Consider the following 12,277-nt stretch of genomic DNA (forward strand, 5'->3'; position numbering starts at 1 on the left):
TAAGGCGGGGTGTAGCTGCCCGTTAGCTGCTGTTTCAGTGTCAGGGTCGTACCACATCGAGTAGACCGTGTTGCGGGGTACGTGTAGGGTGTCGCATGCGTTGCTTAGAACTTGCCGGGCGTGGCGTCCCAGAAGACCTGAAGCTCATTTTTCCACTCATGTGACTTATCGAAATCGTAGTGCAGGTAGCTGTAGGTGCCCGTTTCGCGCAGGGACGATTTGCCCCCCCTGAGCGTGTTGCCGCTAAACGGCAGTGGAAAAAGCTCTCCGTGAAACTCACTCGGAAAGCTAACCGTATGGGGCCGGTTGCTATTGACCGTATAGCCGTTGCAATTGGTCGACACGTGACTGGAGGGGACGGCATCTTTGGCCTCGTAAGTGAAACTGACGGCAAATCCTTTCCCCGGCGACTGATAGAGCGAGACGTTGAAATACTGCTTATCGGCGGGGTCTGACCCGTAGGTCAGGTCGATATCGCCCGCGCTTTTGGTCCAGACTTCTTTTTCCGTACCGCAGAATTCGGCATTGTTCATGACTGAAAACCCTTCGCCGTCGGCTGTCCAGTGCACATACGACTTCATGGCGACGGTGTTGCGTGACGCTTCATCATAGATGGGCGTCAGGCCGGGCGGAACGGGCGAGGCGTCGCCCCGAATGCGCAGGTAGATGGTGCTGGTTTGGTTTAAGCTCTGAATGGGGCGGGCACACACGTGTTTAAGTCGCATGGCCACGGTCCACTCGTTGAGCAGGTGTGGTTCGGTGATGGCCCCCGACGCTGTTTTCACCCGTACCGATCCCGACGAGCCGGGGCCGATCATCGGAATCCGGCACACGATGATGTTGTCGCCCCAAAGGCCAATATCCTGTGGATCAATGGCCTGTCCGTTGACGGTGACGCCCGATTTGGCTTTGTCCTGCGCCCCAAACTGGCTTCCGTAGATAATCAGTTCACTGTCGCGCCTGTTGGGACCGGTCTTCTCGGCTACCTGCACATAGGCAATCTCAAACGCCGCCAGGGTGATGTTCGACACCAGTATGGCCTGCTCCCTGAAGCCCTTAAGCTCCAGGCTCACGGCCACCGTAGTCGATTTCAGGATTTGCCCCGGCGCCGTATACGTGGCCTCCGCCCCGCCCGGCGCGTTGAGCGACCCCGCCCCCGCCAGCGACCATTTTTTGATGTACTTGGTCGGCAGCGGATGGGGATCACCCACGGGGTAGCCGTCTTTGTAGTCGGGTACAAATGGAATCACCAACCCCTCGGCATCCAGGGCCACCGGCGCATATTCCAGGGCTTCCAGCTTCACCTGCTGCTTCACACCTACCCGGGCCGTAACGGGTGATAGCGTCATCCATTGCAGGTAAACCCAATCGCTGAAATGAGTAGTCTGCACCGTTAGCTTATGGGTATTGGCATCGACTGCTTTTTGGCCCACAAACCGCCAGATGCCTTTACTGTCCTGATAGGCCATGCCCAGCGTCTGCGGCAGCGAGACGCTGTCTTTCTGGGCGGTATAATCGATGGTGAGTTGCACGGGTTTGGCGAAGGTGGTGCCGTGGGGTGTGAGCCGCCAGCCGTCGCCGATACCACCGGGGCAGGTGCCCGTGATGGGTTCAATGCCTACGTCAGTGAGGGCCGTGAGCGCCCCGGCGGGTACGGTGATCGTGAGCGCCCCGTCTGCCGATTGTAGGTTGCCCCCGGCAGGGCCAATCTTTTTGGTCACCGGATCACCCAGCGATTCACCCACGGGCTGTTCGGTGCCCTGCGTTGGGCCACCGTTTGGGCCAGGGTCGACCACGTCGATGTCGTGCTTACACGAAAAAAGGGCCAGCGTGAGGGCTGTGAGCAGGAAGTAGCGGAAGGGTTTCATGAAGTTGTTGTTTACTGTTCACCGCTCCAGTCGCAGCGACGGGTCAAAGGTGAGCGAGGCAAAGTATAGCTCCAGCGATAAACCGGGTGGACCGACAAAAGCTGCCTGTGAAACATCGGTTGACGTGGCTATAGCGAAGTTGGGCAGCGCTACCATTCAATATCAATAGTTACCTGCTTGCCCATTATTGTGGACTGATTATATAGAATTCTTTAGTTTTGACTACGTACTTGTTGCTCCCGAACCCTCCTCATGAAGTCGCTGAATTATTCACGCTACGACTGGCTGTTGCAGCTGATTGTGTTGCCCGTGTACATTGGTTTGCTCGACTGGATCATGATCGGCGATGCCTACTGGCACAACTGGACAACGTTCGGCCTGGCAACGGGTATCACCTTCGCAGAGTCGTTTGGCAACTGGCTCATCAACAACCAGATAGCGATCTACATAAACCGGCGGTTTACTGACCAAAAACGGTATGTCCAGCGCGCACTTATTCGGTTTAGCTTCACGGGTACGTCGTCGAGCATCAACGCTACACTACTGTATGGCGTATTCTGGGCCATCGAGCTACCCGGTTTTGAGCTGAGCATCGTCCGGTTGGGAGTAGCCGTACTCTACACCCTCGTTGTTGTGTTGGTGGTGGTGATGACCTACGAAAGCATGGACACGTTCGCCTACTGGCAGCAGTCGACGCGGGAGGTAGAAACGCTCAGCAAAGCCCAGCTCCAGGCCCAGCTCGACGCCCTGCGCCAGCAGGTCAACCCCCACTTTCTCTTCAACAGCCTCAACTCGCTGAGTGCCCTCATCGAAGAAGACCCCAGGCAGGCCGGCGCCTACGCCGACGAGCTGGGCTCGGTCTACCGCTACCTGCTGCGGGCCAACGAGACCCCCCTGGTGACGCTGGGGGCCGAACTGGCCTTCATCGACTCCTACTACCACCTGCTCAAGACCCGCCACGGCGAGGCGCTCACGTTGGTGCGGCGCATTCTGCCCGGCCTGGAGGAACGGCAGCTGCCCCCGCTGACGCTGCAACTGCTGATCGAGAACGCCGTGAAGCACAACGTGCTGCTGCCCGAGCAGCCGCTGACCATCGACCTGACGACGGATGGGGGCAACCGGTTGATTGTGAGCAACAATGTGCAGCGCAAGCCCAGCCGGGGGCTGAGCAACGGGGTGGGTCTGAGCAACATTCTGAGCAAGTATCAGATGCTGGGCCAGCCCGCGCCACTCATCGAAGACGACGGGCGCGAGTTTCGCGTGGTGCTGCCCCTGGTGTAGACCTTGTTCCTTAACGATCTGCCTACTTCTGCGCCAACTGCAATTCGGCGGTTTTTTTGGCAATGTCGTTGTTGATCTTGGGCACCGTTTTCAGGTATTCATAAATGGCACCCACCTCCCGATCCGACAAGGCCATTTTGGGGGCCATCGGGTAGCGCAGGATGCTGCCATCGGGCCGCACACCGCCTTTCACGGCCTGGATAAATTGCGCTTTGGTGTATCTTCTGGCAATGCCCGTCTGCTCGTCGAAGGTCAGGTTGGGCGTGATGATTTTTTGCCCCTTTTCACCCACCAACTCAATCCCTCCGCCGTAGTAGCCTTCGGTTTTTTCGGTCTGCACCTTGTCCTGCTTAATCAGGTCGCCGGAGTGGCAGGCATAGCAGTCGCCGAAGGCGTCGGCGGTGTATTTACCCAGGGCTACCAGATCGTTGGTGTCGGGCTTGGCAATGAATGAGGGCGGGTAAGGCAGCGGCTTAATCATGGTGTGGGTGAGTAGTGTCGACACGAAGCTCAACTCCGACGATTGCGGCTCTCGTTTGGATGCCTGCACCGGAAACCGGTCCGACTTCAGCCACGCTACTACGGCCATCAGGTCTTCGTCGGCCAGGTTGGGGTACTGCGGCATGACGAAGGCATAAGAACCATCTTTGCGGATACCCGTGCGCAGGAAGTAGAGCAGTTCGCCGTCGGTCCAGTTACCGATGCCTTTTTCTTTGTCCTGCGTAATATTTTTGGTGTAGATAGTGCCAAACATGGGGGGCACATCGTCCATGTGCTTGCCTGTGAGGCGGTTATCTTTGTCGGCATGGCAGGCCATGCATTGAATCTGGGCGATGACCTCGCCGCGCGCTACTCGTTCAGGCGTGACAGCAACATTGATTTTCGGAACGCTGGGCGGATCGTAGGTAGGTACGCCCACGGCGGCAACGTATCCGCAGAAACCGGCCAGCAGCAGCACTACGCCACCCAGCACGAGGCCAAGGATTTTGATGACTTTTTTCATGACTGTGAATTGGTTAGAAGAGAAAAAAGAGGTTGGTGTGGTCTGAATAGGCTGACCGTGACAAAGTTGCCCGCCGGCCTGTCACCACTCAAGACCAGGCCGGCTGAAACGGAAAAAGCCGCCTGTGAAACGGCTTTTTGTTTGGGCTGAAGGGAGTGTATTCAGGGTATAACACCCGCACACAGGCCAGGGTGAGGACGATGCCCCAAAGCATACGCATGCCTGCAATCAGCGTTCGGCTATAGCCAGCACAGAGTTAGTAAACTGCCCTTCTCCTTCGGTATGGGGGTTAGCAGGATCAATGATCCACTGGCCGTCTACAATGAATTTGTAAGTCACTTTGCCGGGTTCTACTTCGGCTTCACCAATCCACTCGTTGCCCCGGCGAAACAGGCGGGTAGCCCTGGTTGACCAGCCGTTGAATGAACCTGCTACCTGCACCGATGTAGCCCTGGCATGGCCACCCAGGGTAAAGGTGTGCTTGACAAAATGGGGAGCATTACGGTCCAGTTCAGCCACAAGCCTGGTCAGGTGGTCACGCTCGTTGGTATCTAAGCTCTTGTCAGTCAGTTTGTTGCGTAGTGCCATTCGTTGCGCCACGTACAGCGCCCGACTAGCCGCTACGAGTGTATCTGGGGCGACGCCTATGTTTTCCCAGTTGGTTTTTGTGATGGGGTTAATGGCCCGTCCCGCAGGTACGAATGCAGCAAAATGCGCATTGATCGGCAGCGTGCCACCGCCGTTGGCTCCACCGCCGGTGGTATCACCCACAAGGGTAGCCCGTTTCAGGTTTTTCAGGTCGTAGGCCAGTTCTTCGGCCCCCGAAAAAGTAGCTGAACTGGTCAGCACGTAGATCGGTTTGTTGCCGTAATGCTGTCCCTGCACCTGTGCGTAGGTCCATGACTGAATCGTCTTGTTTCCGTCCCGCCAATAGAGGTCGTTCAGGTGCGTAGGCTGGGCGAAAAAATAGCTGCACAGTAGCGGAATTGCATGTTCTGAAAGCGCACCATTGCACTGCCGAAGGTCAATGATGAGCGCATCGGTTTGCGCCAGGTAATTCATGGCTGCCATGTAGGACGGCCCAGCGAATTCGGGTGGTGCCAGCACCTTGAAACTGATGTAGCCCAGGTTGCCCTTCAGCACAGACAGGTTTAGAATGCCGAAGTTTTCACGCAGCATCCATTGGCGCAGAAACGTCCGTTGCCTGGCCTGCTGAGCTGGGCTGGGGTTCTTGTTCCAAAGTTCTTCGGCAGGTACCCCTCTGTCGAAGTAGCTGACACGCAGGTGTTTATCATGACTTATTGTCTGTAAGTCGCGCGTGAGCTGGCCCGCCAGCTGTTGGCCGTTCGTGATGGTATCGTAGCCGGTACGCAGCCGACTGTGGATGTATTGACGGATGTTGCCTACCACCTCAGGAAACACATACTCCCTGTCGAGGAGGGTTAGCGTTGCCTCGATAGTCTGTTGCCGGTCGGTTGGCGTGAGTGTCTGAGCCGATACGGGCAGGGCGGGTAGCAGCACACTGACCAGAAAAAATAGCTTGTTCATGGGCTGTCGTTCGTTGTTTTGTTTGAATCAGATTGGCGGCGGTAACGGTCAGTTTGTGGCCATCACTCCACCTCGCCTTTGGCCCGCTCCAGTTCCACCTGCGCTACCTGGTAATCGTAGATGGCCTGCAGACGGTTGGTTTGTGCCTGCCGTAGCGCCAGCTCGGCATCGGTGAGGTCGCCGAGTTTGGTAAGGCCCTGCCGGTAGCGGCTTTCGGTGCGGGTGTAGCTCCGCTCTGCCGCCCGGACCACCCCCGCCTGCGCCCGGATACGGTCGCGGGCTTCGTCGAGGGCATACAGGCACGAACGCACCTCGTTGGCAATGGCCGTTCGGGTGTAGCGCAGCTGCTCCTGCGCCTGCTGTTGCGCCAGCCGTGCCTGTTGGATTTTGGGTGCGGTGGCGGCGTTGACAATGGGTACGTTCAGTTGCAACCCGACGAAGCTTACCACCGGCCAGCGACTGTCGGAAAACCGGAAACTGCCCGTTTGCGACAACGTACCCACCTGCCCAAACGCATTCAGCGTGGGCCGACGACGTACCTGCTCCAACTGCTCCTGCAACTCACTGGCCGCAACCCCCAACGCCAGCTGACGGAGTTCAGGCCGCTGAGTATACGCCCCTTCGATGCTGGCTTCTTCGGCCACAATGGCCGCATCCGGGTAGGTCAGCGAGTCGGTCAGCATCAGGTCGGTGTCGGCGGGGAGGCCCGTCAGCACCAGCAGTTGACCCTTCAGCAGCCGCACCGACCGGTCGAGTTTGGATAGGGTAGGGCGCAGGTTTTCGACCTCCACAAAAGCCCGCAGCGTGTCGGCATCGGTGACCAGCTGTGCCCGGTAGAGGTTCCGCACTTCGCGCAGGGCCTGCTCGGCACGACCAATGCTTTGGGCTATAAGCACCCGTTGCTCTTTCGCCAGCAAGGTATTGAGATACAGTTTTTTAACGTCGGCTAGCTGCCGGTTTGTGACGGCACGTTCCTGCTCAAGGGCCACCTGTTGCCCCACCGTCGCCTGCCGACGGGCCACCCGGAGGCTGGGCTGCACCAGCGGCATGCCCACGGTCAGGCCCGCATTATACTGGTTTTGAAGGGCCGCTGTAACGGGGGTCATGCGGGTATTGTCGAGCGAAAAGCCGCCGTCGGGGGTGATCGAGAAGGCGGGGAAGAAAAACACCGGCGCGCTGATGTTGCGCTGATACTGCACCGTTCCGTTTACCGTGGGCAGGCCTAGTCGGCGGGTTTCGTCAATCAGCGCGTCGGCTTTCTGCGCACCCAGCCGGGCTACCCGCACCTCGCCGTTCTGCTGCCGAACCAGGTTGGCGGCCTGGCGCAGGGAGAGAGGAAAAGGAACGGAGGAGGGAGAAATGGAGGACGGAGGAACGGGTTGTGCCAGGGTGTTTCCGGCTAGCAGTAACAAGGCGACCACCGCCAACTCGGCCTGTATGAGTCGTCTTTTTTCAGCTAGCGGAGCGCCCTGTTCTTCCTTCCTTCCTCCTCCTTTCCTCCCTTCAATCAGTCTTGCCACGTAGTAATACACCACCGGCACGAAGATGAGCGTGAGGAACATAGAGCTACTAAGGCCCCCGATGAGCGCCCAGGCGAGGCCCGTTTTTTGCTCGGCACCGGGGCCGGTCGCCAGCGCAATGGGCAGCATCCCGATCACCATCGCCAGGGTGGTCATCAGGATAGGGCGCAGACGGACGTGGCCCGCCTCAAGCAGGGCGTCTACTACGGTGAGGCCCCGTTCGCGGTTTTCGTTGGTCCGCTCCACCAGCAGAATGGCGTTTTTAGCCACCAGCCCGAGCATCATGATCAGGCCCAGGATGGTGAACACATTGAGCGAATTCATGCTCAGCGCCAGGGCAAACAGGGCACCAAACAAGGCTACGGGAATGGAAAACAGCACCACAAACGGGTAGGCCCACGAGTTGTAGAGCGCCACCATCACGAGGTACATAAACACGATGGCCGCCAGGAACATCAGCCCGAGTTTGCCGAACGAATCGTCCTGCATTTCGAGGTCGCCGCCGTAGGTGATCTGCACCGACGGATCGAGCTTCAGGTCGGCCACGGCCTTCTGTATGTCGCCGCCAATGTCGCCCGAGGGGCGGCCTACGGCCTGTGACGTAATCGTCATGGAATTGTCGCGGTCTTTACGTTCCAGAATGGCCGGGTCAAACGTTTCGCGGACGGTGGCCACCTGCCGCAGCTCAACGGGCTGTCCGTAGGCATTGGTCAGGGTGAGCTGGCCGATCTGCTCGGTCCGGTTGCGGAAGGCCTCGGCAAACCGCACCCGCATGGTCACGGTCTGGTTGTCTTGCTGCATGGTAAGGTCGTCGAAGCCCGCCAGCGCCGTGCGGATGGCCATGCCCACGGCTTCGGTGGTGAGGCCGTAGCGCGCCAGCTTCTCCTGATCGACGGTAATGGCCAGTTCCGGCTTGCGCACATTGCCCGAAAACCGCACGTCGGCGGTGCCGGGAATCTGCCGGATGGCCTCGGTGAGGCGGGTGGTCTCGCGGCGCAGCACATCCCGGTTGGTGCCGCTCACCATCAGTAGAATCGGGGCGGCCCCATCGCTGCCCAGCAGCCCCAGCGGGTAGGCCCGCACCCGCGCACCGGGCACCTGAACGGCCAGTTCTTTCACCTCCCGCGTGAGGGTGTTCAAGTCTTTGTCGCGCTCGTTGCGGGGTGAAAACGCCACCGCAAACTCAACGGCGTTCTTGCTGGTGGGCAGGCTCGACCAGCCCTCGGGATTGGCCCCCACGTTGGTAAACACGCGCCGAACGTCGGGCAGGCGGTAGAGCTTTTGTTCGAACTGTTTCGCCATTGCGTCGGTCTGCTCAAGCTTGTAGCCCTCCGGAAATTGCAGCACCACGTTGATCTCACCTTTGTCGGCGGGGGCCATGAACTCACCCCCGATAAAACCCGCGCCGGGGAGCATCAGGGCCGTCAGAAACAGCCCCAACGTGATCAAAACGGTGGTTTTTCGGTAATGCAGTGTCCGCCGGAGCAGCCGCATGTAGGCCGCCGACAGCCGGGCAAACTGCCGCTCGAAACCCAGGCCAAACCGGCCCATGAGGGTGTCGCGGGTGAGGTGTTCGACCTTGCCGAAGCGCGAGGCAATCATGGGCGTGAGCGTGAATGATACCAGCAGGCTGAAGAGCGTGGAGATGACCACCACGAGCGAAAACTCGCGTACCAGATCGCCCACCAGCCCCGGCGAAAACGACAGCGGCACAAACACCACCACGTCGACAAGGGTGATGGCAATGGCCGCAAAGCCAATGTCGCCCCGCCCGTTCAGGGCCGCCGCCTTCCGGTCGTCGTCCGACGACACGCCGTCTTTTTCCATGCGCTGATAAATGCTTTCCAGCACCACAATGGAGTCGTCGACCAGGATGCCGATTACCAGCGACAGGGCCAGCAGCGTGAGCAGGTTAAGCGAGAAGCCCAGCAGGTTCATGAAAATAAACGTCGACAGCAGCGAGGCGGGAATAGCCACCATCACGATCAGCGACGACCGCAGGCTGTGCAAAAACACGAACATTACCAGCGCCACCAGCCCAATGGCCAGCATCAGGTCGTGGTTAACGGCCGTTGCTGCCGCCAGCGTAAACTCCGACCCGTCCTGCGCCACGGTGAAATGCAGGCCCGCCGAGGCATAGTCTTTTTCGAGTTGGGTCAACGTCCTGCGCACGGCGGCGCTCACTTCCACGTTGTTGGCACCCGCCTGTTTTTTCACCAGAATACCCACGGCTGCGTGGCCCTCGGGTTGGGCCGTGTCAGACGCCACCATGTAGCGGCTCCGGTTTTCGAGTTCTTTGGGTGTGAGCGAAATGGCCGCTACGTCGCCCAGGAGCACCTTTTGACCCGCCGGGCTGCGGTACACCACAATGTCGCGGAGGTGATCGAGGGCATCGGTTTTGCCAACCACGCGCACCGAATAGGCCGCGTCGGCATCGCGTACGTTACCCGACGGCACGTTGAGGTTGGCGGCGCGAATGGCCCCGACCACCTGCAACGTAGAGAGGTTCAGGGCGCGGAGCCGGGCGGCATCGAGGGCGATGCTCACCTCGGCTTCGGGCAGGCCCACAAACTGCACCTGACCCACGCCCGCCACCTGCGACAGCCGCGGTTTGATCTGCGTTTTCAGCAACGTACCCAGTTCCAGATCAGAGAGCTTGCTGTTGGCCGCCAGTTGCACCACGGGCCGCTCGGTGAGCGAAAACCGGTCGAGCGTGGGCGTTTTAGCCCCCGTCGGCAACGTACCCGTCACGGTGTTGACTTTGCGCTGCACATCCTGCTGCGCTTTGTCAACGTCCACATCGTGCTTGAATTCGACCATGACGACCGAGACGTTTTCGAGGGACAGCGAGGTGACGCGCTTGATCCGGTCGGCCGACGAAACGGCATCTTCGATGGGCTTGGTCAGCCCCGTTTCGACCTCCGCCGGCGACGCCCCCGGATAGGGCGTGGTGACGATAATGAACGGAATCGACATGTTTGGCAGGAGTTCGTACCGCATCTGCGTGTACGAATACAGCCCCAGAATGCCCAGTACCACAAACAGGACAATCACCAAAATAGGGCGGGTGATGGAGAGGAGAGTGAGTTTCATGAGTGAACGAGCGAAAGAGTGAATGGCGAAAGAGTGAATGGTAATAGAGCGAATGGAGAAAGGGCTGACCGGTGCAGCGAGGGTTTACGCTGGCGTAAGCCTTTCGCGCTTTCACCCGCTCACCATTCACTCACTTACCACTACAGTTTGTCCTTCTTTTAATCCTTCTGTGCCGCTGACGACCACTTGTTCGCCAGGCTGTAAACCCTTGTTAACCAGTAGCGTCGTGCCGAAGGTGGGGCCGGGCTGGATGGGGCGGAGGCTGAGCTGCCTGCCCTGCACCACGTAGACGGCGGGCGTGGCACTGGTGGTGACAAGGGCCGCGCGGGGGATCGTCAGGCCACTGGCGCGGCTGGCGTTGGGCACCGAAACCCCCGCCGTCATGCCCACCCGGAGCGGAGCGCTGTGCGAATTGGCCACCCGGATTTCGACCGGAAACTTGCCCGTATCGCCGCCCTTCAGCCGTACCTGCTGCACCGTGCCCATCATAGACTGGCCGGGGTACATATCGAACTGCACCGCCACGTGCCGACCGGGCCGGAGCTGGTCTACTTCGGCTTCGGGAACACCCACCACCAGTTTCACCGCCGACACGTCGGTGATGGTCAGCAGCGGCGCGCCGGGGGCAATAAACATGCCCGGCTCCACCAGTTTGGTGGTCACGATGCCACTGATGGGTGCCTTCACGACCGCATCGCGGAGCTGCTTGCGGAGCGTGAGCAGTTGGGTCTCCAGAGTACGCACCTGCAGGCGGGCGTTCTCTACGTCGGTGAGGGGTACGTTGTTTTCGCGCTGCAGCGTTTCGTAGCGGGCGAGGTCGGTTTGGGCTTTGTGTCGTTGTGCTTCGGCCTGGGCAATGGCAATGGTGGTCAGTTCGGTATCCACCGTCAGCACGGGCTGCCCTTCGCGCACAGGCCCGTCGAGGTGGGCGGTAAGGGTGCGGATGGTGCCCTGCGTGGTGGCGTTCATGGTGACCTCGCGCCAGCACTCGGTCTTGCCCACATACTGCGCCGCTTCTGAAAAGGATTGCCGGGTGACGGGGGCCGTAGATACGGTGGTAATGAGCGCTTTCTGCGCATCCCGAATTTGTCCGGCCTGCTTCTGTTTGTTGCTCATCAGCAGGGCGGTGGTGCCGCCCATACAGGTCAGGATACCAAGGATAGTGACTAACTTTTTCATGTGTAGTTGTCCAGATGTGGTCATCGTCGGCCCGTCAGCAATGGGCAGGTCGGCAGGTGGCCGATGAAAAAAGAGGTTGGCTTCGAAAAGCGATGTAAAGGTTGACAGGCTACGCACCGGGCACTACGGTAAGCTTAACGAAAACGGGTAAAGCCGGGCTGAAACGAAAAAAGCCGCTGATGAAGCGGCTTTGTGGGAAGGCGTGTGGACCTGTTATTTTCTGTCGAATTGGCCCGCTACCAACTGGCGGTCTGCCGGGAACTGGTGCGTTTTGTTCCAGGCCAACAGGGTCTTTTCCAGCACCGCATTCAGGTTTCGTTTTGTTTTCGCCCGGTTAATGTTCAGGCGGCGGGTCAGGCGTTCTTCGTAGATGAGCTGAGACTGATCCGTGTAAAACCGAACCACGCACTGACGGCCCCTGGCGGGCATTTCGATTACCCAGGACCCTTCGCGCGACACGATGGGCGCTTTTGCTTTTCGGGGTTGCGCCTGTCCGGCAAGTGAAGCAACAAGCAAAAGAGCCACGAAGGCTGAGCGGACGTTAACGGATATGTTCATGGTGTTTATCTGGTTGGCGGACTGTCGGTGTTGACAACCGGATCAAACGTACCCACATCGGCCACGGTCCGCTGGCAAAATCGCCCGGTGCTGACTTGCCGTTGCCACACGGCAATGGGCTGACGATCAGCGCCGTTTGTGGCCCGGCGGGGCTGTTCGGCGACGGTCCGTTACCGTTGGTCGACAAATAGCCCTGTTCGTAAGGCGACGTGCTGCGTTTGGCTATC

At 59.3% G+C, this 12,277-nt stretch carries 9 protein-coding genes; 1 reads left to right on the forward strand and 8 read right to left on the reverse strand.

The annotated features are described in order from the left end of the window. Positions 1-104: 104 nt before the first annotated feature. Positions 105-1,868, reverse strand: coding sequence for a hypothetical protein (locus tag J2I47_RS04825; protein WP_207363425.1), 1,764 nt, complete (start codon positions 1,866-1,868; stop codon positions 105-107). A gap of 18 nt (positions 1,869-1,886) precedes the next feature. Next, entirely contained in the window at positions 1,887-2,024 is a 138-nt protein-coding gene (locus tag J2I47_RS04830; RefSeq protein WP_207363426.1) for a hypothetical protein, read from the reverse strand. Positions 2,025-2,120: 96 nt separating this feature from the next. Here J2I47_RS04830 and J2I47_RS04835 point away from each other — a divergent pair, with 96 nt between their 5' ends. Then, a complete protein-coding gene (locus J2I47_RS04835; protein WP_207363427.1) occupies positions 2,121-3,149 on the forward strand; it encodes a sensor histidine kinase in 1,029 nt (342 codons plus the stop codon). 22 nt (positions 3,150-3,171) lie between these two features. On the opposite strand, the gene J2I47_RS04840 is transcribed toward J2I47_RS04835, so the two are convergent. The 6 genes from J2I47_RS04840 to J2I47_RS04865 all read right to left on the reverse strand — a co-directional run bounded on the left by J2I47_RS04840 (position 3,172) and on the right by J2I47_RS04865 (position 12,237). Next, complete coding sequence (locus J2I47_RS04840; protein WP_207363428.1) at positions 3,172-4,152, reverse strand: c-type cytochrome; 981 nt, start codon at positions 4,150-4,152, stop codon at positions 3,172-3,174. Positions 4,153-4,380: 228 nt separating this feature from the next. Further along, on the reverse strand, positions 4,381-5,700 hold the full coding sequence (locus J2I47_RS04845; RefSeq protein WP_207363429.1) for a S41 family peptidase: 1,320 nt from the start codon (positions 5,698-5,700) through the stop codon (positions 4,381-4,383). Between the two features lie 62 nt (positions 5,701-5,762). Then, complete coding sequence (locus tag J2I47_RS04850) at positions 5,763-10,313, reverse strand: efflux RND transporter permease subunit (protein WP_207363430.1); 4,551 nt, start codon at positions 10,311-10,313, stop codon at positions 5,763-5,765. Positions 10,314-10,439: 126 nt separating this feature from the next. Continuing rightward, a complete protein-coding gene (locus J2I47_RS04855; RefSeq protein ID WP_207363431.1) occupies positions 10,440-11,492 on the reverse strand; it encodes an efflux RND transporter periplasmic adaptor subunit in 1,053 nt (350 codons plus the stop codon). A gap of 213 nt (positions 11,493-11,705) precedes the next feature. Further along, entirely contained in the window at positions 11,706-12,050 is a 345-nt protein-coding gene (locus J2I47_RS04860) for a hypothetical protein (RefSeq protein ID WP_207363432.1), read from the reverse strand. Further along, complete coding sequence (locus J2I47_RS04865) at positions 12,034-12,237, reverse strand: hypothetical protein (protein WP_207363433.1); 204 nt, start codon at positions 12,235-12,237, stop codon at positions 12,034-12,036. Before J2I47_RS04865 ends, J2I47_RS04860 begins: the two co-directional genes overlap by 17 nt. Between the last annotated feature and the right edge of the window lie 40 nt (positions 12,238-12,277).

The sequence above is a fragment of the Fibrella rubiginis genome (assembly GCF_017353185.1).
GTDB classification, from domain to species: Bacteria; Bacteroidota; Bacteroidia; order Cytophagales; family Spirosomataceae; genus Fibrella; species Fibrella rubiginis.